The sequence below is a fragment of the Phyllobacterium sp. RCAM01083 genome, from assembly GCF_055685835.1.
The window spans coordinates 1,366,015-1,390,402 of record NZ_JBVFZN010000005.1 but is presented as its reverse complement, the minus strand read 5'-3'; the positions used below and the strand labels follow the sequence as shown (position 1 = coordinate 1,390,402).

20 protein-coding genes are annotated in these 24,388 nt (G+C 62.3%); 12 read left to right on the top strand and 8 right to left on the bottom strand.

What is annotated here, in order from left to right:
• Positions 1-87 precede the first annotated feature (87 nt).
• Positions 88-978 carry a LysR substrate-binding domain-containing protein gene (locus tag ACZ25R_RS13500; protein WP_346305234.1) on the bottom strand — a complete coding sequence of 297 codons (891 nt, stop codon included), beginning with the start codon at positions 976-978 and terminating at the stop codon, positions 88-90.
• A 107-nt stretch (positions 979-1,085) separates the two neighbouring features.
• Between ACZ25R_RS13500 and ACZ25R_RS13495 the strand changes: the two genes are divergently transcribed.
• The 3 genes from ACZ25R_RS13495 (at position 1,086) to ACZ25R_RS13485 (ending at position 5,145) form a co-directional block, all read left to right on the top strand.
• Complete coding sequence (locus tag ACZ25R_RS13495) at positions 1,086-2,675, top strand: zinc-binding metallopeptidase family protein (RefSeq protein WP_472461248.1); 1,590 nt, start codon at positions 1,086-1,088, stop codon at positions 2,673-2,675.
• Positions 2,676-2,690: 15 nt separating this feature from the next.
• Entirely contained in the window at positions 2,691-3,626 is a 936-nt protein-coding gene (locus ACZ25R_RS13490) for a dimethylarginine dimethylaminohydrolase family protein (RefSeq protein ID WP_472461247.1), read from the top strand.
• A gap of 94 nt (positions 3,627-3,720) precedes the next feature.
• Complete coding sequence (locus ACZ25R_RS13485; RefSeq protein WP_472461246.1) at positions 3,721-5,145, top strand: aldehyde dehydrogenase family protein; 1,425 nt, start codon at positions 3,721-3,723, stop codon at positions 5,143-5,145.
• A 30-nt stretch (positions 5,146-5,175) separates the two neighbouring features.
• Here the strand turns inward: ACZ25R_RS13485 and ACZ25R_RS13480 are convergent, their stop codons facing one another.
• Genes ACZ25R_RS13480 through ACZ25R_RS13465 form a run of 4 tightly spaced genes read right to left on the bottom strand, consistent with a single transcriptional unit; the run spans position 5,176 to position 9,471 of the window.
• On the bottom strand, positions 5,176-6,762 hold the full coding sequence (locus ACZ25R_RS13480) for a 5-guanidino-2-oxopentanoate decarboxylase (protein WP_472461245.1): 1,587 nt from the start codon (positions 6,760-6,762) through the stop codon (positions 5,176-5,178).
• Positions 6,759-7,946, bottom strand: coding sequence for a pyridoxal phosphate-dependent aminotransferase (locus ACZ25R_RS13475; RefSeq protein WP_472462490.1), 1,188 nt, complete (start codon positions 7,944-7,946; stop codon positions 6,759-6,761). Before ACZ25R_RS13475 ends, ACZ25R_RS13480 begins: the two co-directional genes overlap by 4 nt.
• Positions 7,946-8,602, bottom strand: coding sequence for a TetR family transcriptional regulator C-terminal domain-containing protein (locus ACZ25R_RS13470; protein ID WP_346305228.1), 657 nt, complete (start codon positions 8,600-8,602; stop codon positions 7,946-7,948). The genes ACZ25R_RS13475 and ACZ25R_RS13470 overlap by 1 nt, the downstream gene beginning before the upstream one ends.
• The gene (locus tag ACZ25R_RS13465; protein ID WP_472461244.1) at positions 8,599-9,471 is read right to left on the bottom strand and encodes a dimethylarginine dimethylaminohydrolase family protein; all 873 of its coding nucleotides are present in this window, start codon (positions 9,469-9,471) and stop codon (positions 8,599-8,601) included. Before ACZ25R_RS13465 ends, ACZ25R_RS13470 begins: the two co-directional genes overlap by 4 nt.
• Positions 9,472-9,641: 170 nt before the next feature.
• Between ACZ25R_RS13465 and ACZ25R_RS13460 the strand changes: the two genes are divergently transcribed.
• The 9 genes from ACZ25R_RS13460 to ACZ25R_RS13420 all read left to right on the top strand — a co-directional run bounded on the left by ACZ25R_RS13460 (position 9,642) and on the right by ACZ25R_RS13420 (position 20,421).
• On the top strand, positions 9,642-10,466 hold the full coding sequence (locus ACZ25R_RS13460) for an ABC transporter ATP-binding protein (protein WP_472461243.1): 825 nt from the start codon (positions 9,642-9,644) through the stop codon (positions 10,464-10,466).
• 60 nt (positions 10,467-10,526) lie between these two features.
• The gene (locus ACZ25R_RS13455; protein WP_403173655.1) at positions 10,527-11,306 is read left to right on the top strand and encodes a transporter substrate-binding domain-containing protein; all 780 of its coding nucleotides are present in this window, start codon (positions 10,527-10,529) and stop codon (positions 11,304-11,306) included.
• A gap of 185 nt (positions 11,307-11,491) precedes the next feature.
• On the top strand, positions 11,492-12,205 hold the full coding sequence (locus tag ACZ25R_RS13450; protein ID WP_223615218.1) for an ABC transporter permease: 714 nt from the start codon (positions 11,492-11,494) through the stop codon (positions 12,203-12,205).
• Positions 12,205-13,044 carry an ABC transporter permease gene (locus tag ACZ25R_RS13445; protein ID WP_346307276.1) on the top strand — a complete coding sequence of 280 codons (840 nt, stop codon included), beginning with the start codon at positions 12,205-12,207 and terminating at the stop codon, positions 13,042-13,044. The genes ACZ25R_RS13450 and ACZ25R_RS13445 overlap by 1 nt, the downstream gene beginning before the upstream one ends.
• Positions 13,045-13,238: 194 nt before the next feature.
• Positions 13,239-15,245, top strand: a complete 2,007-nt coding sequence (locus tag ACZ25R_RS13440; RefSeq protein WP_472461242.1) for a CocE/NonD family hydrolase — start codon at positions 13,239-13,241, stop codon at positions 15,243-15,245.
• A gap of 121 nt (positions 15,246-15,366) precedes the next feature.
• On the top strand, positions 15,367-16,956 hold the full coding sequence (locus ACZ25R_RS13435) for an ABC transporter substrate-binding protein (RefSeq protein ID WP_346307278.1): 1,590 nt from the start codon (positions 15,367-15,369) through the stop codon (positions 16,954-16,956).
• 11 nt (positions 16,957-16,967) lie between these two features.
• Entirely contained in the window at positions 16,968-17,927 is a 960-nt protein-coding gene (locus ACZ25R_RS13430) for an ABC transporter permease (RefSeq protein ID WP_223615068.1), read from the top strand.
• Between the two features lie 9 nt (positions 17,928-17,936).
• On the top strand, positions 17,937-18,767 hold the full coding sequence (locus ACZ25R_RS13425; RefSeq protein WP_288193685.1) for an ABC transporter permease: 831 nt from the start codon (positions 17,937-17,939) through the stop codon (positions 18,765-18,767).
• A complete protein-coding gene (locus tag ACZ25R_RS13420; protein ID WP_472461241.1) occupies positions 18,760-20,421 on the top strand; it encodes an ABC transporter ATP-binding protein in 1,662 nt (553 codons plus the stop codon). Before ACZ25R_RS13425 ends, ACZ25R_RS13420 begins: the two co-directional genes overlap by 8 nt.
• A gap of 28 nt (positions 20,422-20,449) precedes the next feature.
• Here ACZ25R_RS13420 and ACZ25R_RS13415 read toward each other — a convergent pair whose 3' ends face one another.
• From ACZ25R_RS13415 to ACZ25R_RS13405, 3 genes are read right to left on the bottom strand one after another with little or no spacing between them, the layout of a single operon-like run.
• On the bottom strand, positions 20,450-21,400 hold the full coding sequence (locus tag ACZ25R_RS13415; RefSeq protein ID WP_472461240.1) for an alpha/beta hydrolase: 951 nt from the start codon (positions 21,398-21,400) through the stop codon (positions 20,450-20,452).
• On the bottom strand, positions 21,397-22,179 hold the full coding sequence (locus ACZ25R_RS13410) for a carnitinyl-CoA dehydratase (RefSeq protein ID WP_223615064.1): 783 nt from the start codon (positions 22,177-22,179) through the stop codon (positions 21,397-21,399). The genes ACZ25R_RS13415 and ACZ25R_RS13410 overlap by 4 nt, the downstream gene beginning before the upstream one ends.
• A complete protein-coding gene (locus ACZ25R_RS13405) occupies positions 22,172-24,244 on the bottom strand; it encodes an acetate--CoA ligase family protein (protein WP_472461239.1) in 2,073 nt (690 codons plus the stop codon). Before ACZ25R_RS13405 ends, ACZ25R_RS13410 begins: the two co-directional genes overlap by 8 nt.
• Positions 24,245-24,388 lie beyond the last annotated feature (144 nt).

Below are 24,388 nucleotides of genomic sequence, written 5' to 3'. Positions count from 1 at the left end.
CACAATCTCCGGTGACGACAATTGAAATATATTGCCGCGATACGTGAATGAAATTCACGCCAGCACGAGCAGATGTTATTCCTGACCTCATGCGTTGCGCGTTTGCGACAGACGCGATTTCAGCCATTCCGTGAACGCCAGCTGGGCCGGATGCTCGATCTTGGCGAAATCCGTGACGAGAAAATACGACTTCGGCGACTTGATGCTGAGGTCGAACGGACGGATGAGTTGACCTGCCTTCATGGCTTTGCGGCAGGTGAGCTCATCGCCCATGGCAACGCCCTGCGCCGTGATGGCGGCGGAATAGACGAGGTTCATGTCGGAAAAGATGATGCCGCGCTCCGAATCCGGGTTCTCGACATTGGCCAGCGCCATCCAGCGGGTCCAGTCCTCGAAATCGCCCAGATGCAGCAGCGGCGCGCGCAACAGGTCTCTTGGTTCGGCAATGCCGCCGATCTTGTTGAGCAGCACCGGGCTGCACAACGGCGTGAATTCCACCTCGCACAGCAGTTCCACCGCGCGGTTCGGCCAGTTGCCGTCGCCGAAGGCTATAAAAATATCGACAGTGGAATCAGTCACGTCGTCGAGCTTGCGCGGCGTGACGATGCGCAGCGCGACATCGGGATATTTCTCCTGAAACTCGGCGATATGGGTGCACAGCCACAGCGACGCGAAGCCCGCCGTCGAACTCACGCACAATGATCCGCCGACACCCGCCGGGCTCTGCCTGCCGCCGGCATCGTCGATGACGATCAGCGCTTTGCGCACATCATTGGCGTATTTGCGGCCGCGCGGCGTGAGCGCCACGCCCTTGCCGTCGCGCTGCAAGAGTTCGAAGCCGAGATCGCGCTCCAAAAGGCGCAGTTGATGGCTGACCGCACTGCGGGTCAGATGCAGCTCTTCCGCCGCACGCCAGACGCTGCCGTGCCTGGCAAAACTCTCGAGCGACCGCAGGGCCTGGGTGGAAGGAATGCGCATGAATGGAATTCCGGTTGATGAGGTGAATAGAATTTGCACGTTTTGAAAAAACATATCACTTTTTGTCCCGCCTTCCAGATGATTATCTCGCCGCAACGGGGAGTTGGATGGTGATCACGGCAGCAGGAAGCACAGCGCTGGATTTTGTCGACGCGCATCAAGCCGACCTGTCGGCATGGACGCGCACCATTTTCGATTTCGGCGAAACCGCCTGGCGCGAATATCAATCGGCGGAGTGGTATGTGGCGCTGTTGCGCCGCGAGGGTTTCGACGTCGAGATCGGCTCGGGCGGCATGCCCACGGCATTCTGCGCGCACTGGAGCAACAGGGCGGGAACAACCGGCAAATCCCCTGTCATCGGCATGTATGCGGAGTATGACGCCGTCCCCGGCAACTGCCAGGATGCGGCAACGGTCAAACGGCCAAGACCCGGCCTGAACGAGCATGCAGGCGGCCACACCGACCCGCATTCGGGGCTCGGCATTTCCAGCCTTGGCGGGCTGCTGGCAACAAAAGCCGCCATGCAGAAGCACGGCATTGCAGGCACGCTGCGCTTCACCGGCGAACCCGCTGAAAAAGTGCGGGGCTCGAAACCCATCCATGCCGCCAAGGGCTACTATGACGGGCTGGACGGAATGATCTCGTTCCATCCGTTCTACATGCTGCCGCTGTGCAATACGGTGCGCTGGGAGACCCATTGCGGTGCCGCCTATTCGATGATCTACCGCTTTGTCTGCGACCAGCCCGAAGGCTGGGGGCTCAGCGACGGCGCGCCGATCCCGCAATCCCACTCGGCGGTGCGCGCCCCCGGCGCCAACGACGCGCTGATGATGATGTACATGGCCTCGAAAGCCTTGCGCGATTCCATGCTGCCGCATCAGGGCGGCTGGTCGATCAGCGAGGCGATCCTGACGGCGGGGCAGGCGACGGCCGACAATCTTCCCGCCGGGCTTGCGGAAATCCAGTACATGATGCGCGTGCCTGACATCGCCATGGCCGAGCGCGTCACCGCCGTGCTCGACCGCAACGCCGAGCACGCTGCCGCCATGACCGGCTGCCGGGTGGAGCGGCACTGGGTGTGCAAATCGCGGCCCGGCCTTGCCAACCATGCCATGGCCGAAGTGACCTGGGATGCCCTGCAGGCCGTCGGCGCACCGCGCTGGAACGAGGCGGCAAAGGCGGTTGCGCGGGAGATTCAGGTGAATGCCGGGATCGATGCGATGCAGGACCCGTTTCTCGATGAATGCGAGGCATTGATCACGCCTGTAGAGGCCGAAGCGATCCTGCGCCGCGACCTGCCGCCGTCGCAGATCAATTCCACCTCCGACGACTATACCGACATGACGTGGCATGCGCCCACCGTGCGGTTCTACGTGGCGCGTCCCGCCCTGAAGGCACCGAAAGGGTTTGCCTATCCGGGCTGGGTGATGAATGCGCTCGGCGGTATCCCTGCAACGATTGATCCGATGGTGCTGACCGCCGCCAAGACGGTGGCGCTGACGGCCCTGCGCCTGCTTGAGGATGGCGGGGCGAGGGACAAGGCAAAGGATGAATTCATTCAACGCACCGGCGGCGGCATTGGCGGGTCAAACTGGATCGCACCGCTGTGCGACTACGAACCGCCGATTCATTTCCGCTGGCCGGAATATGTGACCACTGCACGCGGGCGGGAGTGGTGGATACCCACGCGCCCTTGACGAGGAGACGGACCAATGACACGCCATGAACAGGGTTTTGACGGCGATGCTTTCACGTTGAAGCGCCGCAATCCGAACGGCGGCACCGCGCCGCTGAAAGGCTGGGGCTTTCGCAACGAAACCGACCCGCTGACCGAAGTCCTTTTGGGCTCGCCCGCCTTCCTGCGCCACATGGCGACAAGCTCGCTGTCGCGCAAGCATCTGCGCGAGGCCCCGTGCAACATTCAGACCGCACAGGCCCAGCACAAGGAACTGGTCGCCGCCTATGAACATTTCGGTGTGAAGATCCACTGGCACGAGCCGGAACCGGAACTGCCGATGCAGGTCTATTCCCGCGATTCCAGCGTCATGACGCCCTATGGCGCCATCATCACAGCCATGTCCAACTGGTGGCGCCGCGGCGAAAACTATGCCGCGATCCGCACCTATGAAAAGCTTGGCATTCCGATCTACGACATGGTGACCGCCGGCACCTTCGAGGGCGGCGATTTCAACGTAATCGAGGAGGGCTGCGTCCTCATCGGCTGCGGCGGCGCCCGCACGCAGGAGGAGGGCGCGCGGCAGGTGGAGGAATGGTTCCGCCGGGAAGGCTGGGAGACGCGCCTTGCCTTCATCGACGAGTATTACGTGCATATCGATCTGATGGTGGTGCCGATTGCGCCGAAACTGACCGCCGTGTGCCTCGCCTGCACCGAGCCGGGCATTGTCGACTGGCTGAAGGCCAAGGGCCACGAGATCATCGACGTGCCGTTTGAGGATACGATGAATCTCGGCTGCAACTTCATGGTGCTGGGCAAGGACCGGATCATCGCGCCGTCGTCGAGCAAGACCCTGATCGGCAAGCTGCGCGCACGCGGATTTGAAGTGGCGGCGGTGGATATGAGCGAGATTTCGAAAACCGGCGGCGGCATTCACTGCATGGCACAGGCGCTGGTGCGGTCGGCGGAGTGAGAGTGGATAAACTTTCCGTCGCTTTTGCGTCTGGTATCCGGATGAAAAGCCCCATACCATTTCCGGGACAAACGGCATTCATAAGGAGGCGACGATGCTCATCAAGCGGGATTTCTACATCAATGGCGCATGGGTGCCGCCTCTCAAGGCCAATGATCTCGAGGTGATCAACCCGGCAACGGAAAAGCCGGTCGCCGTCATTTCCATGGGCACGGCAGCCGATATCAACCGCGCCGTGGCTGCGGCGAAAACGGCCTTCCAGACCTACAGCCGGACGTCGGTGGAAGAACGGCTGGCGCTTCTGGAAAAGCTGCTCGCGATCTACAAGCGCCGCTACGACGAGATGGCGCAAACCATCACGCTGGAACTCGGCGCGCCGATCACCATGAGCACCCAGCAGCAGGCGGATGTCGGTGTCGGCCATCTCCAGGGTTTTATCGACGCGCTGAAAGCCCTGCACATGCGCGAGGAACTGCCGAATGGCGATCTGCTGGTGCGCGAACCCATCGGCGTGTGCGGGCTGATCACGCCGTGGAATTGGCCGATCAACCAGATCGCGTTGAAAGTCGTCCCGGTTCTCGCCACCGGCAGCACCTGCGTGCTGAAGCCGAGCGAGTTCACGCCGCTCAACGCACTGCTCTATGCCGAGATGATTGACGAAGCGGGCTTTCCCGCCGGCGTGTTCAATCTCGTCAACGGTGATGGCGCGACGGTGGGCGCGGCCCTGTCCAAGCACAAGGACGTCGACATGATGTCGTTCACCGGCTCGACCCGCGCCGGTATCGCCGTCAGCAAGGACGCGGCCGAAACGGTCAAGCGCGTCACGCTGGAACTCGGCGGCAAGTCACCCAACATCGTGTTCGAGGATGCCGATCTGGAAGATCGCGTCGCGGGCAGCGTACTCGAATGTTTCAACAACAGCGGCCAGTCCTGCGATGCGCCGACGCGCATGCTGGTACAGCGCTCGGTCTATGACAAGGCGGTGAAAATCGCCGAAGCCACTGGCAGGCAGGCACAGGTCGGTGATCCGCAGGAGGAGGGCGATCACATCGGCCCGCTCGTCAGCCATATCCAGTATGGCCGGGTGCAGAACCTGATCGAAGCGGGTATTTCCGAGGGCGCACGCGTGCTGGTCGGCGGTGCAGGCAAGCCGGAGGGCTATGAAACCGGCTATTTCGTCCGCCCCACCATCTTTGCCGACGTGCGCAACGATATGCGCATTGCGCGGGAAGAAGTATTCGGGCCGGTGCTCGCGCTCATTCCGTTCGACACGGAGGAAGAAGCGATCGCCATCGCCAATGACACGCCCTACGGCCTTGCCGCCTATGTGCAGACGGGGGACGCCAAGCGGGCCGAGCGCGTGGCATCAAGGCTGAAAGCCGGCATGGTGCATATCAATGGCGGCCCGCATCGCTATGGCAGCCCGTTCGGCGGCTACAAGCAGTCAGGCAATGGCCGCGAGGGCGGCAAATTCGGGCTGGAAGACTTTCTCGAGGTCAAGACCATCCACCGGCCGTAACGGGCAGACATGGTTGATGGCGCAAAGCCATCAACCAATCAATGTTTCATCGATTTCAATCAGATAGGACTTTCCGCTCGCCTTGGCTTTCAACAGAGCAGCGGGCAGTTCCTCCAATGTTTTCAGCTTCTGCGAAGCCACGCCATAGGCCTCGGCGATTTTCAGGTAGTCGGGTGCCGAGGGACGCACGCCCACCGGATTGATGTGGACATCGCGCATAGCGCGCTCGATTTCCTGATAACCCTGATTGTTCCAGACGACGAAAATAACCGGCACTTTCTCGTCGACCGCAGCGCCGAGTTCCCCCAGCACGAACTGAAACCCGCCATCGCCGACAATGCAGATCGTCGAGGTCTCGGGTTTCCCGAGGGCTGCACCGATGGCAGCGGGCGGGCCGAAGCCAAGCGCGCCGAAACCTGTCGCCGCATTGAACCAGCCGCCGACGCGGTCGTGATCGTAATAGAGATTGCCGGAATAGATGGCCTGCGTGGAATCGCCGACGATGAGTGAGCCCGGCAGCGTGTCGCGCAGGATATTGAGGAAGCGCACATGGCTTTGCGTACGCGGACCGATCTCGGCCCATGCGGCATCGCGTGTTGCCAGGGCGCGGTCTTCGCCGGACTTCGTGTTGCGCCGCGCGGGCAAGGTAGCGGCGAGCGCTTCGACGGTTTCCCTTGCCGAAGCCTCGATGGGCATGAAGGCCGGACGCCGGTCAAGCTGTCCGGCATCGATGTCGATGCGCACAAGGCGTTTCAACTCGGGAAAACCGCCATCGCCATACATGTCATAATCGGTCGGCCCCATTTCCGTGCCGATGGCAAGGACAAGGTCGCTTTCCGCAAGAAGGGTGCGCACGGCGGTGAGGCTGGCGCTGGCCGGAATCAGCAGCGGGTGATTGTGCAGGATACCGCGCGCATTGGTGGTTGCCACCACGGGCGCATCCAGCTTTTCCGCCAGATCCCTGAGTTCCGCCGCAGCGCCCTTGGCACCGCCGCCGATGAGAATGACCGGACGTTCGGCCGCAAGGCACTGGCGGGTGAGCTCCGCCATGGTTTCGGCCGACGCCTGCGGGATCGGCGCATCGGACAACTGGCGGCTCGCACCATCCAGCGGCTGCGCCATCACGTCTAGCGGTATCTCGATATGCACCGGGCCGGGACGCCGCGAGGCGAACAGCGCAAAGGCGCGGGCGAGCACGATGGGCAATTCGTCCGCTTTTTCAATGCGATGCGAGAACATTGCAACCGTCTGCAACATGGCGCGCTGATTGGGCAGTTCATGCAGGAAACCCATGCCCTTGCCGAGCGACTCCCGCTGGTTGACGCCCGAGATCACCAGCATGGGAATGGAATCGGCGCGCGCCTGTCCCATCGCGGTGATCGTGTTGGTGATGCCGGGGCCAGTGATGACGAAGGCGACGCCGGGCTTGCCGGTCGCCCGGGCATAGCCGTCGGCCATGAAGCCCGCGCCCTGTTCGTGGCGCGGCGTGATGTGGCGTATCGTCGATGCGGCAAGGCCGCGATAGAGTTCGATGGTGTGGACGCCGGGAATGCCGAAGACGGTATCGACATCGTAGGATTCAAGCAGATGGACGAGGGCTTCACCGACCGTGGTCATGCGGATTTCCGTTGCTGGAGGCGGGTTGCGAGGCGGACGATCCCGGCGCAGGCGGCATCGATCTTGTCATCGGCGACGCTGAGGCTGAGACGCAGGTAACCGGCGAGGTTGTCGCCGAAGGATTCGCCGGGCATGACGGCCACGTGTTCCTCTTCGAGAAGGCGCATGGCGAAATCATTGCCGCTCAATCCGGTGGCGCGGATGTCGGCGAGAATGAACATGCCCGCCTGCGGCACGTCGGCGCCGATGCCGGCAATGCCGTCGAGCCGCTTGGAAATCAGCTGGGCGCGGCGGAAATAGCTCTCGCGCATCGTCGCAGCGGCGGCCGATGGCTGGCCGAGGGCATAGGCGGTCATGTCGGCGATGAAGGGCTGGACGCCGAACAGCATGGATTCGGACAGCGGCAGCAGTTTCTGCGTGAACTCCGCCGGACCGACGCACCAGCCGCTGCGGAAACCCGGCGCGGCATGGGATTTGGAAATGGAGGCAACCGCAATCGTCCGGTCGGCGAGCTCCGCCCGGTCGAGCGGCGAGGCAAAACTGCCGTCAAAGATCAGCAGTTCGTAGACCTCGTCGGACACGATCCACAGATTGTGTCTGCGGCAGACTTCACCGATCTCGGCCACTTCCTTTGCGCTCAGCACCGCCCCGGTCGGGTTGTGCGGGGTATTGAGGAGGAGGACACGGGATTTCGGCGTGATCGCCTTTTCCAGATCGGCGGCCTGCATGCGGAAGCCGTTTTCCGGCCGCAGGGGAACCGACACACGCGTTGCGCCGGTGGCGCGGACGACGCCGTCATAGGTCGCATAGAGCGGATCGCCCGTGATGATCTCGTCGCCTTCCTCGGCAAGGCCGAGCATGACGAGCGACAGCGCGGTCTGCGTACCGGGAAAGCACAGGATGTGTTCTGGACCGATGGCCCGGCCGGTGCGTGCGGTGTACTTTGCCGAAAGCGCGGCGAGAACGCCGGGTTCGCCCCGGCCATTGGAATAGCCGGTGCGGCCGGAGCGCATGGCGTGTTCGGCCACATCCAGCATGTCGGTGGGGGTGGGAATATCCGGTTCGCCGATGGTGAGCTCAATGATCTCATGACCGGCGCGCTTCATTTCGCGCGCACGGATATGAACAGCCCATTTATCCGATCCCAGTCCGGCCAGACGGCCGGTCACAGACGCATAGCGCATCATTGGGCGCCTCCTTCAGCTTGTAATGAAATTCCCAGTACGGCTTCAATAGCGGCAACCCCGGTTTCCGCCAATTCCCCATCGTCGAAAATATCGCCGGCAAGACAGCCTTCCAGCCACAATCCGTCGATGATGGCGTTGATGGCGATGGCGTGGCGGCGGGTGTGGTTCGGTTCCGCCGGTTTGCCGGCGGCACGCAGCGCCTCGCGGATCAGGATTTCCAGCTCGTCGCGAAAGCCGAGATAGCCGTCGCGGTGGGCGGAGGCCATGGCCGGGTCGGCATGCACGAGCGCGATGAAACCCGCCCACAGCGAGAGATTGTGCGGGTCCATGATCGGTTCGCCGAGATTGGCGGTAACGAACGCCTGCAGGCGCGAACGCGGATCGTCAGCGGCATTCTGCAAGGCATCGCTGGCCTGCACGGTCATGCGGTTCATCACGGCGCGGTAGGCGGCGCCGATCAGGTCATCCTTGGTCGGGAAGTAATAGCGGATCAGCCCGGCGGTTACATCGGCCCGCTGGGCGATTTCGCGCACGGTCGCACCGGCAAGACCGCGCTCGGCCACACATTCAAGCGTCGCGGCGATCAGATCCTCGCGGCGCTTGTCCTCGCCTTCACGGCGAAAGGTTTTGCGTGTGGCCGATTGTGCGTTCATTGCCGGAAAACCGGACGGGTGAGGCAGGTCGGGCCGCCCTCGCAGGCAATGCACAGCGCATCCGCCTCGAAGGTCGTGACGGTGCAGCCGGCAGCTTCCATGGCGGCCTTGGTCTTTTCGAAGCCTGCCACGGCGATGACTTCATAGGGCGCCGTTGGCAGCACGTTGAGGTTGAGGCCGTTGCTGGCGGCAAATTCGTCTTCTGGCGCGGCGATCAGGCGGATGCCACGCTCCTTCAAAAGCTGGTAGAAAGCGGCGGGCAGAAGCGGCAGGTGCACCAGCGCCAGGTCTTCGGCCAGCGGCGAAATGATCGACATCAGGTGCAGGCAGGCTTCTTCGCCCTGCCACAGCGGCAGGTCGAACCCGAGGACGGTGACGCCAAGCGGCTCGAGGATCGCGGCCATCTGCTCGATACCGGCCTGATTGGTGCGCACGCCGCGGCCGATGGCCAGCGTCTTGCTGTCGACCCAGACGCAGTCGCCGCCCTCGACGGTGCCCGGCGCGACGATGCGGCCGAGCACCGGCACATCCATCTGGCTGTAGGTTTCGTGGTGCAGGTCCGTCTCGTCGAGGCGCAGGGATTTGCCCATGCGCAGCAGGATCGCGCCCCTGTCGGTGACGAGGGAGGGATCGTGCGTGAACACGGAATCCGACAATCCGTCATTGCCGTCCCTGATCCAGGTGATGTCGGCGCCCGACTGGGCGACGAGACCGGCAAAGACGCGATGCTGTTCGGATGCGCGGCGCGGATCGAACTGCGGACCGTAATGCCAGACGTCGCGTTCGGCGCCCGCCATGACGCGGTCAGGCATGCGCATGATGACGCGTTTCAGGGGAAGGGCCATGGACTGGGAACCGAATGCGCTCATGCGACTGCTCTCTCGTAAAAATTGCATCTGGGAGTATTTATACGCTTGCATAATTAGAGCGCAAGTGGTGTGATGCCCTAAATTAGGCAGTTTCGCCTCATGCTGACAAAACAGGCAGAAATGAACGGTGTCATGACAGCAGGTGCAAGACAACCCATGGGAACCCAGCAATGACGGAGGCGTTGCGCGCATCCGTTGCCACGGACCCGCTCCAACCCGGTGCGACCGAACGGGCCGAAGCCATCCACGTCTGGAACCTGCACAAGAAGTTCGGCGCCCTTGAGGTTCTCAAGGGCGTTTCGCTGACAGCCAGGGACGGCGACGTGGTTGCCATGATCGGCGGCAGCGGCTCGGGCAAATCCACCTTCCTGCGCTGCATCAATTTCCTCGAAAACCCGACGAGCGGCGTCATCCGCATCAATGGCGAGGACGTGCAGATGGTCAGCGACGGCGAGGGCGGCCAGTACCCCGCCAACCGGCGCCAGATCGAGCGTATCCGCAGCCGCCTTGGCATGGTGTTCCAGAATTTCAATCTCTGGCAGCACATGACCCTGATCCAGAATGTTATCGAAGTGCCGGTTCACGTGCTGGGGATGAAGCGTGACGAGGCCATGGCCATCGGCGAGCAATTGCTGGAGCGGGTCGGGCTTTCGGCCAAGCGCGATGTCTATCCCGCCTTTCTCTCCGGCGGCCAGCAGCAGCGCGGCGCCATTGCCCGCGCGCTCGCCATCCAGCCGCGCGTCATGCTGTTCGACGAACCGACCTCCGCGCTCGATCCGGAACTGGTCGGTGAAGTCCTGAAAGTTATCGGTGACCTCGCCAAGGAGGGGCGAACGATGCTCCTGGTCACGCATGAGATGAAATTCGCCCGGGAAGTGGCGAGCCATGTCATGTATCTGCACAACGGCATTGTCGAAGAAGAGGGGCCGCCGGAAGAATTGTTCGGATCACCAAAATCCGAACGTTTGAAGCAGTTTATCCGCACTGTTTCATAAGTCGCATGAAAAAATACAGGGAATAATCCTGGGGAACAATAAAGAGAAATGGAGATAGGAATGAAAGCTTTCTTGAAATCAGCGGTTGCCGCCGCTGTGCTGGTTGCCGGAATGGGAGTCGCCAGCGCCGAACAGATCAAGGTCGGCATTGCCGCCGAACCCTATCCGCCCTTCGCATCGCCGGATGCCTCGGGCAAGTGGGAAGGCTGGGAAGTCGATGTCGCCCTTGCCATCTGCGCGCAGGCCAAGCTTGATTGCGTCATCACGCCGGTGTCGTGGGACGGCATCATTCCGGCGCTGACCACCAAGAAGATCGATATGATCGCCGCCTCCATGTCGATCACGCCGGAACGCGAGAAGACGATCGATTTCTCCGACAAGTATTACAACACGCCCACGGTCATTCTCGGCTCGAAGGACGTCAAGATGGACGCGTCGCCGGAAGGCCTGAAGGGCAAGGTGCTCGGCGTGCAGGTGTCGACCATCCATCAGGCCTATGCGAAGAAGCATTTCGCCGCGACCGCCGCTGAAATCAAGGAATACCAGACGCAGGACGAAGCCAATCAGGATCTGGCTGCCGGACGCATCGACGCCACGCAGGCCGATTCGCTGGCACTCGAGACCTTTGCCCAGACCGATGCGGGCAAGGCCTGCTGCGAGATCAAGGGCAAGGTTGCGCCCGATCTGGAAGTGCTTGGACCGGGTGTCGGTGTCGGTCTGCGCAAGGGCGAGACGGAGCTGAAGACCAAGATCAACGCGGCCATCAAGGACATTCGCACCAACGGCAAGTATGACGAGATTTCGAAGAAATATTTCAACTTCGATATTTACGGCGGTTAACGCGCTCACCGGATTGTGGTGCGTGGTTCGACAAGCTCACCATGAGGGAAGTGGTTTGATTGCAGCCCACAAGCTCCCTCATGGTGAGCTTGTCGAACCACGCACCATGCGAGAATGGTAATACATTGTTTTGAATCGAGGATCGTTTGGCCGACGCATCGATTGCTCCCGCCGCAATAGCCGGCATGTTCGACCTTCTGTCGCCCAATCCGCCGGGTTGGGGCGGCAACCTCCTGCGCGGTCTGGCGAATTCGCTGCAGATCGCCGTCGGTGCCTTTGGCATGGGATTGCTCATCGGCACGGTCGGTGCCTATGGCAAGCTTTATGGCGGCCCGCTGGTGCGCGACATCGCGGCCATCTACACCACCATCGTCCGCGCCGTGCCGGAACTGGTGCTGATCCTTTTGCTCTATTATGCCGGTACCGACATGATCAACCGGGTGCTGGAAAGCCTCGGCTATCAGCGCGTCGACATCAGCGGACTGGTGGCGGGGATCGTGGTTCTCGGCTTCGTGCAGGGCGCCTATGCAACCGAGGTGCTGCGCGGTGCCATCAAGGCCATTCCGCAGGGGGAAATCGAGGCGGCGCGGGCCTATGGCATGTCGCCTGTTCTGATGATGCGCCGCATCACCCTGCCGGCCATGCTGCCGCATGCGCTACCGGGCCTTGCCAATCTCTGGCTGATCTCGACCAAGGATACGGCGCTGCTGGCAGTCGTCGGTTTCAGCGAGTTGACGCTCGTCACCCGGCAGGCGGCGGGCACGACAAAGGCGTATTTCCTGTTCTTCATCGCCGCCGGCATCCTCTACCTGGCCATCACGCTGTTTTCCAATGTCATCCTTGCCAAGGTCGAGCAATGGGCGCGGCGCGGCATGCCTTCCGTCAAGGAGGCGCGGTAATGACCGAGACGCCGCTGGAAACCCCGATCGAGACATTCCCGATCCACAAGGACAGCGACACGAGCGGTCAGGCGCGCGCACTGCCGCCGCACCGCATCGTTCTCATCCTCATCGGCCTCGCGCTTGTGGCCTCGGCTATTGTCTTCATGCGCTGGGACTGGCTGCCCAATTACGGCGATCTGATCCTGCAGGGCCTGTGGCGGACGATCTGGATACTGGTCGTCACCGTGATCATCGGTTTTCTGCTGGCGGTTCCGCTTGGGCTGGCACAGGCAGCCGGGCCCGCTGTGGTGGCGGTGCCGGCGCGGGTGTTCTGCACGGTGATCCGCGGCACGCCGCTGCTCCTGCAGCTCTGGCTGCTCTATTACGGCCTGGGCTCGCTGTTTCCGCAATATCCGTGGATACGCAGTTCCGAACTCTGGCCTTATCTGCGGCAGGCATGGCCCTATGCCGTTCTCGCGCTGTCCCTGTCCTATGCGGGCTATGAGGGGGAAGTCATGCGCGGCGCCTTCGCCGGTGTGCCCAAGGGACAGCTCGAATCCGCGCGCGCCTTCGGCATGCGCCGCTTCACGATTTTCCGCCGCATCTGGCTGCCGCAGGCCATTCACCGCGCGCTGCCGACACTGGCGGGCGAGGCGGTCCTGCAGCTGAAATCCACGCCCCTGGTGGCGACGATTACGGTCGTCGATCTTTATTCCGTGGCCTCGCGCGTCAGGCAGGATACCTACATCACCTATGAGCCACTTCTGCTGCTGGCGGCCGGGTATCTCGTCATCACCGGCATCATCGTTTTCCTGTTCCGGCGGCTGGAAAAGCTCATACCATCGAGGCTCGGATGAGACTTTTTCATCGTGACGCAAATGACCGCACATATGTCGCAAGTGTTTGGTCCGCTTAGCCGGACAGATGCGCATAGTAGGATAAAAAGGAACACCTCGCAAAAGACGAGAAAATGGGATTGATGTTTTCACCGGGTGTTCTGCCCGGTGTGCGTTATCTGTTTTCAGCTCCGCTGTGAGGACGAAAGATGATAATGCGGACAGTCAAAACATTTCAGCACCAAGTGAAAGAAACCGCCGATCTGGGCATTGTCCTGCCCGATGGCTGCCGCCTGTCGGCCCGGGTCTGGATGCCCGAGGACGCCATGGAAAATCCGGTTCCCGCGATTCTCGAATTTCTGCCCTATCGCAAGCGCGACGGCACGACGGCGCGCGATAATCTCACCCATCCCTACATCGCCGGGCATGGTTATGCCTGCCTGCGCGTCGACATGCGCGGCAATGGCGATTCGGAAGGGCTGATGGAGGATGAATATTCGGTTCAGGAGCTGAACGATGCCTGCGCGGTGATCGAATGGATCGCGGCGCAGCCCTGGTCAACAGGCAAGGTCGGCATGATGGGCATTTCCTGGGGCGGGTTCAATTCGTTGCAGGTGGCCGCGCTGCAGCCGGAAGCGCTGAAGGCCATCATCACGCTCTGCTCCACCGACGACCGCTATGCCGACGATATCCATTACAAGGGCGGGCTGCTGCTCAACGAGAATCTGGGATGGGGCGCCACCATGCTCGCCTATTCCTCCCGCACGCCCGATCCGGCTCTGGTCGGCGACAAGTGGCGCAGCATGTGGCTGGACCGGCTCGATCATGAACCGTTCCTGCCGGCCGTCTGGCTGGCGCACCAGACGCGCGACGCCTATTGGAAGCGCGGCTCGGTCTGCGAGGATTTTTCCGCCATCAAGGCCGCCACGCTGGCCGTCGGCGGCTGGGGTGATGCCTACAAGAACGCGGTGCCGCGCCTGATGGAAGGCATAAAGGCGCCCGTCAAAGGCATTGTCGGCCCGTGGGTGCACAAATACCCGCATTTTGCCGTGCCGGAACCGCGCATCGGCTTCCTGCAGGAGGCACTGCGCTGGTGGGACCGCTGGCTGAAGGACATCGATACGGGCGTCGAGAACGATCCGGCCTATCGCGGCTATCTCATGGATTCGGTCCGTCCGAAGAGCTGGTACACGGAGCGTCCGGGGTACTGGATTGCCGAGCCGCAATGGCCGTCGAAGACCATCGGCAACGAGGTCTTTCAGCTCGGTGCCGACAAGTCCCTGAGCGCCAGACGGGGCGGGGCGTTTTCCCATCTCGTCGCCTCGCCGCAGGATTGCGGCATGATGGGCGGCGAATATTGCGCCATCTGGCTCGGCCCGGAGCTTCCCGGCGACCAGCGCCGCGATGACGCGCTGTCGGCCTGCTATGACGGCGATATCCTGGAAAAAGCGGTCGATATTGTCGGCGCGCCGGAAATCAGCCTGACCGTGTCCAGCGACAAGCCCGTTGCCATGGTTGCCGTGCGCCTGTGCGACGTGCATCCCGATGGTGCTTCAACGCGCATCACCTATGGCGTGTTCAACCTGTGCCACCGCGACAGCCATGAAAAACCCCAAGCGCTCACGCCGGGCGAACCGGTAAAAATCCGCTTCAAGCTCGACGATATCGCCTATCGCGTGCCCGCCGGGCACCGGCTGCGCATCGCCGTTTCCTCCAGCTACTGGCCGATGGTCTGGCCATCGCCGGAAGCGGTCAGCCTGACGCTGCATGCGGGCGCGCTCGACCTGCCGTCGCGCGATCTCGCCACCGGGGATGAATGGACCTTTCCCGAGCCCGAGGCCGCATCGCCCTGGCAGCTCGACATCCTGCGCAAGGGCACCAACAGCCGCCGGATCGAACATGACCAGGTCAGCGGCAGGATCATCCTGTCGATCGAGGATGATTTTGGCGAGGCACGGGACAAGGAACATGGGCTCGTCCACGGCAGCGTGGCGCGCGAACGCTGGGAAATCCACGCGGACGATCCGCTGTCCGCCTATGGCGAGACGCATTGGACGGAACTGTCCGGCCGCGACGAATGGCGCGTCCGCACGGAAACGTTCACCACGATGCGGTCGGACAAGGCCAATTTTCATCTGACCGGCCGGATCGAAGCCTACGAAAATGACGAACTGGTTTTCGAGCGGAATTTCGCCGAGACGATCGCGCGTCAATACATCTGATTGCTGGAGGAGAACGTTAGACAGTCACGTTAACGGTTGAAATTTACGGGTATCAAGTCGCATAATTCACAAAAACCGAATTTGGACGCCATGCGTTCCAAGCAACAAAAGGGGAATGGGTATGTCAAGAGAACTCGATTATCTGAGCCGCAAGGTCGCCCGCGGACATCTGTCGCGGCGTGACTTTCTCGGCCGTGCAGCAGCCCTCGGTGTCACCACCGTTTTTGCCAATTCACTTCTGTCCAGTGCGGCTCTCGCCGAAGGCCCGGTCAAGGGCGGCACGCTGAAAGCCGGCATGCAGGGCGGTGCCTCGACCGACAGCATGGACCCCGCGACATGGCAGAGCCAGGTGCCGTACAAGTTCGGCCGCCAGTGGGGCGAGCAGCTTGTCGAAATCCAGCCGGACGGCACGCTCAATCCAAAACTGGCGACCGAATGGGGATCAACCCCCGACGCCAAGGTCTGGACCTTCAAGATCCGCAAGGGCGTGCAGTTCCACAACGGCAAGGACATGACGGCCGATGACGTCGTGGCCACGATGGAGCGCCACTCCGACGCCAATTCGAAGTCCGGCGCCCTTGGCGTCATGAAGGGCATCGAAAGCGTGAAGAAAGACGGCGATACCGTTGTTTTCACATTGAAAGAAGCCAATGCCGACCTGCCGTTCCTGATGGATGACTACCATCTGATGATCCAGCCGAACGGCGGCAAGGACAAGCCCACTGCCGGTATCGGCACCGGACCGTACAAGGTGGTCAAGGACGAGCCGGGCGTACGGCACATCGGCGAAAAATTCGCCAATTACTGGGATGGCGACAAGCGCGGCCATGCGGCGCAGATCGAAATCATCGTCATCAACGATGCCACCGCCCGCACGGCTGCCCTGCAGTCCGGCCAGGTGCACATGATCAACCGCGTCGAGCCGAAGATCGTCGATCTGGTCAAGCGCGTGCCGGGTGTGACCATCCAGAACGCGGCAGGCAAGGGACACTACGTCTTCATCGCCCATTGCAACACGGCGCCGTTCAACAACAATGACCTGCGTCTGGCGCTGAAATACGCCATGAACCGCGAAGACATGGTGCAGAAGATCCTGCGCGGCTATGGCACCATCGGCAATGATTTTCCGATCAACAAGGCCTATCCGCTGTTCTCGGACGATATCGAGCAGCGCGCCTACGATCCCGACAAGGCGGCTTTCCACTTCAAGAAATCCGGCCATGACGGCGCCATCCTGCTGCGCACCTCCGATGTTGCCTTCCCCGGCGCCATCGATGCGGCCCAGCTGTACCAGCAGAGCGCGGCCAAGGCCGGCATCAAGATCGAGGTCAAGCGTGAACCGGGCGACGGCTACTGGTCGGAAGTCTGGAACAAGCAGCCGTTCTCGACATCCTATTGGGGCGGCCGTCCGACCCAGGACCAGATGTATTCGACCGCCTATCTGTCCACCGCCGACTGGAACGACACGCGCTTCTTCAATGAAAAGTTCGACAAGACATTGATTGCAGCGCGCGCCGAACTTGATCCCGTCAAGCGCAAGCAGATGTACCGTGACATGTCGGTCACGGTGCGGGACGAGGGCGGTGTCATCGTGCCGATGTTCAACGACTTCATCGACGCCACCAGCGCCAAGGTTGGCGGCTGGGTGAAGGACGGCAATCAGGAAATGAGTGGCGGCTATGCCTTGTCCCGCTGCTGGCTGAACGCCTAAGGCCGGGGCGAATGAGCGGTCCTGTCCTCAAACTGGTGGCCCAGCGCATTGCGATGGGCCTTCTCCTTCTCCTTGCCGTCTCGGTGCTGATTTTCGCAGGCACCCAGATATTGCCGGGAGACGTGGCGCAATCCATTCTCGGCCAGTCGGCCACACCGGAGGCATTGGAAAACCTGCGGCGTGACATGGGGCTGAACGATCCGGCCTATATCCGCTACCTGCATTGGCTCGGCGGCATATTGACCGGTGATCTCGGCACGGCGCTTTCCAGTGGGCAGGACATCGCATCGTCGCTCAAGGGGAGGTTGTGGAACACGCTGTTCCTCGCCTTCTGGGCGGCGGTGGTTTCCATTCCGCTCGCCATCGGACTGGGTTTGCTGGCCGTGCGCTACCGCAACGGCTGGGTGGACAAGATCATCTCCGGCCTCGGCCTCGCCTCGACGTCGTTGCCGGAGTTCTTTACCGGTTATCTCCTGATCTACTTCGTCGCCGTGCGCCTGCAATGGTTTCCGAGCGTCTCGACCGTCTATGACGGCATGCCGCTTGGCGAAAGGCTGAGCGCCATCGCCCTGCCGGTGACGGTGCTGACCCTCGTCGTTCTCGCGCATATGATGCGCATGACCCGGGCGGCCATTCTCAACGTCATGCAGTCGGCCTATATCGAAACGGCTGAGCTGAAGGGGCTGACGCCGTTCCAGATCATCGCCCGCCATGCGTTCCCCAATGCCATTGCCCCGATCATCAATGTGGTGATGCTCAACCTGGCCTTCCTTGTCGTCGGTGTCGTCGTGGTGGAGGTGATTTTCGTCTATCCCGGCATGGGGCAGTATCTGGTCGACCACGTGGCCAAGCGTGACGTGCCGGTCGTGCAGGCCTGCGGACTGGTGTTCGCGGCTGTTTACATCACCCTCAACATCATTGCTGATATCGTGGCGATTGTTTCCAATCCCCGCCTCAGACATCCCAAGTGAGGCCGCGCCATGCTGAATGTTAAGAACATCCCCATCAGCGCCTGGATCGGCCTGATCATCACGGCGGTCTTCCTGTTCGCGGCCATCTTTGCGCCGTGGGTTGCGCCTTATTCCGTCGGCGAAACCGTCGGCGATGTGTGGGAGCCCATGTCGGCGAAATACTGGCTCGGCACGGACAATCTCGGCCGCGACCTGCTTTCCCGTATGATCTACGGCGCGCGCATCACCATCTTCATCGCCGCCATGGCGACGGCGCTGTCCTTCATTCTCGGCTCGGTGCTGGGTTTCGCCGCCGCCGTCATCGGCGGCTGGTTCGACCAGCTGATGTCGCGTTTCGTCGATCTGATCATGGCGATCCCGACGCTGATCTTCGCGCTTGTGGTGCTGTCGGTCCTGCCCGGCAATGTCACCACGCTGATCCTCGTCATGGGCCTGCTCGATGCCACGCGCGTCTACCGGCTGGCGCGGGCCGTGGCGGTCGATATCAATGTCATGGATTTCGTCGAGGCGGCAAAGCTGCGCGGCGAGGGGCGTATCTGGATCATTTTCCGCGAGATACTGCCCAACGCCCTGACCCCGCTGGTTGCCGAACTCGGCCTGCGTTTCATCTTTGCCGTGCTGTTCCTGTCGGCGCTGTCCTTCCTCGGTCTCGGCGTGCAGCCGCCGGATGCGGACTGGGGCGGCATGGTCAAGGAAAACAAGGAAGGCATCGTCTTCGGCATTCCGGCCGCGCTGATCCCGGCGGCCGCCATCGCGATCCTTGCCATCTCGGTCAATCTCGTCGCCGACTGGATTCTCAACCGGACCACCAGCCTGAAGGGAGGACGCGGCAATGGCTAAAGCACCTGCGAAGGACAAGACCGGCCTGCTTCTCGACATTCGCAATCTGCGGATCGAGGCCACCAGCTATCCGCCCGGCGAAGCGCCGCGCAATGTGGTGATCGTCGACAATGTCTCGGTAAAGGTTGAACGCGGCAAGGTGCTCGGCCTGATCGGCGAATCCGGTGCCGGCAAATCCACCATCGGCCTGTCCGGCATGGGATTTGGCCGCGGCGGCGTGCGCATCACCGGCGGCGAGGTATTGCTCAACGGCCGCGACATTCTCAAAGGCGGTGCGACCATCCTGCGGCAAATCCGCGGGCGCGAGGTCTGCTATGTCGCGCAGTCCGCCGCCGCTGCCTTCAATCCGGCGCGCAAGCTGATGGACCAGGTGGTTGAAGCGGCGCTGCAGCACAGGATCGCCACGCGCGCCGAGGCGGAAAAACGCGCCATCGGGCTGTTCAAGAAGCTCGGTCTGCCCAATCCTGAAACCTTCGGGCAGCGCTTTCCGCATCAGGTCTCGGGCGGGCAATTGCAGCGGGCCATGACCGCCATGGCGCTGTGTTCCGAGCCGGATCTGATCGTGTTCGACGAACCGACAACGGCGCTCGACGTGACCACGCAGATCGATGTGCTTGCCTCGATCAAGGATGCCATCCGCGACACCAACGTCGCCGCGCTCTACATCACGCACGATCTGGCCGTGGTGGCGCAGGTCGCCGACGACATCATGGTGCTGCGCCACGGCAAGATGGTGGAATATGGCGATACCCGCCAGATCATCAAGGAACCGCGCGAGGACTATACGCGCCAGCTGGTGTCGGTGCATCACATCCCGCATCAGGAAAAGACGAGTGCCGGCACACCCATCCTGTCGGTGAAGAACATCACCGCGGCCTATGGCGGCGGGCTGGTCAAGGTATTGAAGAACGTCTCCGTGGATCTGCATCCCGGCCAGACACTGGCGGTTGTCGGCGAATCCGGCTCCGGCAAATCCACCCTGGCGCGTGCCATCACCGGTCTGCTGCCGCCGATGGAAGGCACGATTACCTTTGACGGGCGCACGCTTTCGCCGCGCCTTGCCAACCGCACACGCAACGATTTGCGCGAGTTGCAGATGATCTACCAGATGGCCGACGTGGCGATGAACCCGCGCCAGACCATCGGGACCATCATCGGCCGTCCGCTCGAATTCTATTTCGGCATGCGCGGCAAGGAGCGCGACGCACGCATTGCCGAACTGCTCGACAAGATCGAGATGGGCAAAGGCTTTGCCGACCGCTATCCCGCCGAACTGTCCGGCGGACAGAAGCAGCGTGTCTGTATCGCCCGGGCGCTCGCCGCCAAGCCGAAACTGATCATCTGCGACGAGGTGACCAGCGCGCTCGATCCGCTCGTGGCCGACGGTATCCTGAAACTGCTGCTCGACCTGCAGGCGGACGAACATGTCGCCTATCTCTTCATCACCCACGATCTTGCGACGGTGAAATCCATCGCCGACGCCATCGCCGTGATGTATCGCGGCGAGGTGGTGCGCTACGGTCCGAAAACGCAGGTGCTGAAGCCGCCCTTCGATGCCTATACCGACCTGCTGCTGTCATCGGTTCCGGAAATGGAGCTGGGCTGGCTGGAAGGTGCGGTCAAGAACCGGCGCATGGCAAGCGCCGGGAATTGATCTGCATCACTAAACTGCAAAATCGGGTTTAAAGCTGGCCTGGCCAGCGCCCCTGACCCAGCAGATGCACGGCGGTGCAGATGCGGCGGAAACTGGAGCGCGCGCGCGTAACACTGTGGCGGGCACGCAGATAGCCGTGCACGAGGCCGGGCTCATTGTTCCAGATCGCCTTGCCGCCCGCGGCAGAGATGCGCTGACAATACTGCCTGCCATCGTCGGAAAGCGGATCGCATTTGGCCGAGATCACGACGGTATCGGGCAGATTAGAAAAATCCGTATCGGCCAGCGGGGCAAAGCGCGGGTCGGTCGACCAGTCGCGGCCGCCGCTTCGGATTTTCGCATAATAGGCGGTGTCGCGCGTCGTCAGCATCGGTGCTTCCGCATGGGTGAGGTAAGACCCCTGGTCCTGCGCGCCGCCCAGTCCCGGATAGACCATGACCTGGCCGATCGGCGCGCGATCGCTATGGCGCACATGGTGTGACACGGCTGCCACGAGATTGCCGCCGGCGCTGTCACCGCACAGGACAATCGGCAGGCTGGATGTTGCCGCCACGTGTTCGAATGCCGCAAGGCAATCCTCGAAGGAGGCGGGATGCGCATGTTCCGGCGCAAGGCGATAGTCGACCGCGATGACGTGAAAGCCGGTGGCCTCGCAAATCTCGGCGCAGACATCATCATGGCTGTCGAGACCGCCGACGACAAAACCGCCGCCGTGGAAGTAGAGGCACACCGCTTCCGGATTGCTGCCTGCCTTGTCGTAGAGGCGCACCGGAATCGTGCGGCCATCGGCCTCGATGAAACGATCCATTGCCGAGACGCCGGCGGGGTAGCCGGCAAAGAAGGCCTTGCACATGGTGTTGTAGACGTCGCGCTGCTGCGCGACGGTATAGTCGACGGCATCGGGCGGATAAAAGCTGTTCGTCCGTTCGATGAAGGCCCAGGTTTCCGCGTCGATCAGGACTGAATAATCCGTGCTCATCTGCCCTTCCATACGGGATCGCGTTTTTCGGCAAAGGCTTTGAACCCTTCCTGACCGTCTTCCGAAGCATAAAGCATGTCAACCGTACGGAATTTGCGCTTGGTGATCCAGTTCATGGCATCCTGGAAGCTCATGTCTTCCGCTTCGCGCGCCACTTCCTTGATGGCGGCGAACACCAGCGGCGGGCCGCTTTCCAGGAGTCGGGCGATCTCCCACACCCGTTCCATCAGCTTGTCCTTGGGCAGGACCTCGTTGACGAGCCCCCAGCGATGCGCCTCGGCGACATCCATCCAGCGGCCGGTCAGAAGCAGGTCCATGGCGACGTGGTAGGGAATGCGCTTGGGCAGTTTCACTGTGGCGGCGTCGGCCAGCGTGCCCGCGCGGATTTCCGGCAGGGCAAAGCTCGAATGATCGGATGCGTAGATGAGATCGCAGGAGAGGGCGAGTTCGAACCCGCCGCCCACCGCCATGCCGTTGACCGCGGCGATGACAGGTTTGTTGAAGTCGCGCAGTTCCTGCAGTCCGCCAAAGCCGCCGACGCCGTAATCGCCATCCACCGCATCGCCGCCTGCAGCGGCCTTGAGGTCCCAGCCCGCGCAAAAAAACTTGTCGCCTTCGGTCTGCACAATCGCGACCCGAAGCTCGGGATCGTCGCGGAACTTTTGAAACGTTTCACCGAGCAGGCGGCTGGTCTTCAGGTCGATGGCATTGGCCTTCGGACGGTCCAGCGTGACTTCGAGAATGCCGCCCTCGCGGCGCGTCCTGACAACATCATTCATGCAGCTCTCCCCTGGTGATCAACAATGCATCGGCGATCCATGCGCCCTGGCCGCTGCGGCATACAAGCAGCGGATTGATATCGAGTTCAACGATCCGGCCGGCATTCTTGACCGCAAATCCGGCAATGCCAAGGATGGCATCCAGCGCCGCGTCCAGATCAGCCTTCGGCTTGCCGCGATAACCGTCGAGCAGCGGAAACATGCGCAGGGAGCGAAGGGCGGCTTCGATCTGCGCACGGCTGGAGGGCAGCAGCAGCGTGACACTGTCCTGCAGCAGTTCCACCAGCACGCCGCCGGTCCCGAGGGTCATCAGCGGCCCGAACTGCGGATCATCGACAATGCCGACGATCAGTTCCGCAACGGCGTCGGTCACCATGCGCTCGACATAGAGGCCGCTGCCGATGGCAATCAGGTCGGTTGCCGCCGCGCGCACGGCGTCCGCATCGCGCAGATTGAGCCGCACGGCATTGTGCTCGGATTTGTGCGCAACGCCGAGCGCCTTGAGCGCAACCGGGAACGTCAGGTCCTCCGCAGCCGCAATCGCGGCGTCGACCGTCTGGCAGCGCCAGCCCAAGGGTACGGGCAGGCCGTGCTTTGCCAGAAGAGCCTTTGCGGCGGCTTCGTCGGGCGCCTGTTCGTCCGTGTCACGGATTTCCGGGGAGACGACCGGCTGGGCAAGGGGTGTCTTCCATGCCTTGCCGATGAAGGCGGCGGCCTCGGCTGCGTCGAATGCCTCGGTGATGCCGCAGAGCGGCGCAATGCCCTGCGCCATCAGCCCGGCCATGTATTCCTCCGGGATGTTTTCCGGCAGCGAGGCGACGATGGCGCCCTTGGCCCTGTTGGTTTTGAGGGCCGATTCGAGGCCGCGCACCGTCGACCACCAGTCGACATCGGAACAGCGGTCCTTGCGCGGAAAATCGAGCACGAGACAGCTCAGGGCAAAACCGCCGGATACCATGGCCGTGAAAGTCTCGGTCAGCGCCGGTTCGTTGTTCCAGATGAACGTATGGTAATCCAGCGGGTTGGCGACGGCGACCAGCGGCCCCAGCGTGGATTTGACCTTGGCGCGATGTTCCGGCGTGAGCGGTGGAAAGTGGATGCTCCGCCCCTCGGCGCTGTCGGCCATGACGGAGGCTTCGCCGCCGGAACAGCTCATGGAACACAGCGTATCGCCATCGAGCGGCCCGTGCACATGCAGCAGTTTCAGCGTTTCAAGGAACGAGGCGATGGAATTGACGCGGGCAATGCCGAGCCGTTGCAGGAATGCATCCGACGCCGCATCCGATCCGGCCAGCGAGGCCGTGTGCGACACCGTGGCGGCGCGCGCCTGGGCGGAGCGTCCGACCTTCATGGCAACGATGGGCTTGTTCAGTTCCCGCGCCCGTTTTGCCAAGGCTTCGAATTTCGCCGCCGACTGAAACGCCTCGATGTGCAGGCCCAGCGCCGTGACCCGTTCATCCTCGAGCAGGGCAATGGCCATGTCGGGCAGGCCGGTCTGTGCCTGGTTGCCTGCCGTCATGACATGGGCAATCGGCAATCCGCGCGTCTGCATCGTCATGTTGATGGCGATGTTGGAGGATTGGGTGATGATGGCGACACCGCGCTCATCGGCGGCGAGCCTGCGCCCGCCATGCTGGTCCGGCCAGAGCAGAGCGCCATCGCAGTAATTGATCAGGCCATAGCAGTTCGGCCCGATGATGGGCATGTCGCCGGCCGCCGCGATCAGTTCATCCTGCAGGCGTGCACCATCCGCGTCGTCGGCGCCCGCTTCGAGAAACCCCGAAGCGTAGCAGACGGCAACACCCGCGCCGCGTTCGCGCAATTGGCGGACGATATCGAGGGTCAGAAAGCGGTTGACGCCGACAAAGGCGGCATCGGGACTGCCGGGCAGATCGGCAACGGAGCGGTAGGCCTTGAGGCCAAGCACTTCGTCATGCTTGGGGTGGACCGGCCATATCTCGCCGGAGAACCCCATTTTCTGCGATTGCTTGATGACTTCGGCAGCCTGAAGGCCGCCGAAGACAGCGATGGTTTTAGGACGGAGCAGACGGTCGAGTGCGCGCATATGTCAGACACCCCCCTCTGTCCTGCCGGACATCTCCCCCACAAGGGGGGAGATCACATTGGCATGAATGCTTTCGCACAACGGGAAACGTTTCAAATTTCGCAGAAACGGCAATGCAGGCTGATCTCCCCCCTTGTGGGGGAG

Excerpts from the sequence above, each read along its gene's own strand:
- ACZ25R_RS13445 (WP_346307276.1), top strand. The coding sequence starts at position 12,205 with ATGACCGAGACGCCGCTGGAAACCCCGATCGAGACATTCCCGATCCAC.
- ACZ25R_RS13490 (WP_472461247.1), top strand. The coding sequence starts at position 2,691 with ATGACACGCCATGAACAGGGTTTTGACGGCGATGCTTTCACGTTGAAG.
- ACZ25R_RS13415 (WP_472461240.1), bottom strand. The coding sequence starts at position 21,400 with ATGAGCACGGATTATTCAGTCCTGATCGACGCGGAAACCTGGGCCTTC.
- ACZ25R_RS13480 (WP_472461245.1), bottom strand. The coding sequence starts at position 6,762 with ATGACCACGGTCGGTGAAGCCCTCGTCCATCTGCTTGAATCCTACGAT.
- ACZ25R_RS13455 (WP_403173655.1), top strand. The coding sequence starts at position 10,527 with ATGAAAGCTTTCTTGAAATCAGCGGTTGCCGCCGCTGTGCTGGTTGCC.
- ACZ25R_RS13440 (WP_472461242.1), top strand. The coding sequence starts at position 13,239 with ATGCGGACAGTCAAAACATTTCAGCACCAAGTGAAAGAAACCGCCGAT.
- ACZ25R_RS13500 (WP_346305234.1), bottom strand. The coding sequence starts at position 978 with ATGCGCATTCCTTCCACCCAGGCCCTGCGGTCGCTCGAGAGTTTTGCC.
- ACZ25R_RS13495 (WP_472461248.1), top strand. The coding sequence starts at position 1,086 with ATGGTGATCACGGCAGCAGGAAGCACAGCGCTGGATTTTGTCGACGCG.
- ACZ25R_RS13430 (WP_223615068.1), top strand. The coding sequence starts at position 16,968 with ATGAGCGGTCCTGTCCTCAAACTGGTGGCCCAGCGCATTGCGATGGGC.
- ACZ25R_RS13410 (WP_223615064.1), bottom strand. The coding sequence starts at position 22,179 with ATGAATGATGTTGTCAGGACGCGCCGCGAGGGCGGCATTCTCGAAGTC.
- ACZ25R_RS13460 (WP_472461243.1), top strand. The coding sequence starts at position 9,642 with ATGACGGAGGCGTTGCGCGCATCCGTTGCCACGGACCCGCTCCAACCC.
- ACZ25R_RS13405 (WP_472461239.1), bottom strand. The coding sequence starts at position 24,244 with ATGCGCGCACTCGACCGTCTGCTCCGTCCTAAAACCATCGCTGTCTTC.
- ACZ25R_RS13420 (WP_472461241.1), top strand. The coding sequence starts at position 18,760 with ATGGCTAAAGCACCTGCGAAGGACAAGACCGGCCTGCTTCTCGACATT.
- ACZ25R_RS13465 (WP_472461244.1), bottom strand. The coding sequence starts at position 9,471 with ATGAGCGCATTCGGTTCCCAGTCCATGGCCCTTCCCCTGAAACGCGTC.
- ACZ25R_RS13425 (WP_288193685.1), top strand. The coding sequence starts at position 17,937 with ATGCTGAATGTTAAGAACATCCCCATCAGCGCCTGGATCGGCCTGATC.
- ACZ25R_RS13450 (WP_223615218.1), top strand. The coding sequence starts at position 11,492 with ATGTTCGACCTTCTGTCGCCCAATCCGCCGGGTTGGGGCGGCAACCTC.
- ACZ25R_RS13475 (WP_472462490.1), bottom strand. The coding sequence starts at position 7,946 with ATGCGCTATGCGTCTGTGACCGGCCGTCTGGCCGGACTGGGATCGGAT.
- ACZ25R_RS13485 (WP_472461246.1), top strand. The coding sequence starts at position 3,721 with ATGCTCATCAAGCGGGATTTCTACATCAATGGCGCATGGGTGCCGCCT.
- ACZ25R_RS13435 (WP_346307278.1), top strand. The coding sequence starts at position 15,367 with ATGTCAAGAGAACTCGATTATCTGAGCCGCAAGGTCGCCCGCGGACAT.
- ACZ25R_RS13470 (WP_346305228.1), bottom strand. The coding sequence starts at position 8,602 with ATGAACGCACAATCGGCCACACGCAAAACCTTTCGCCGTGAAGGCGAG.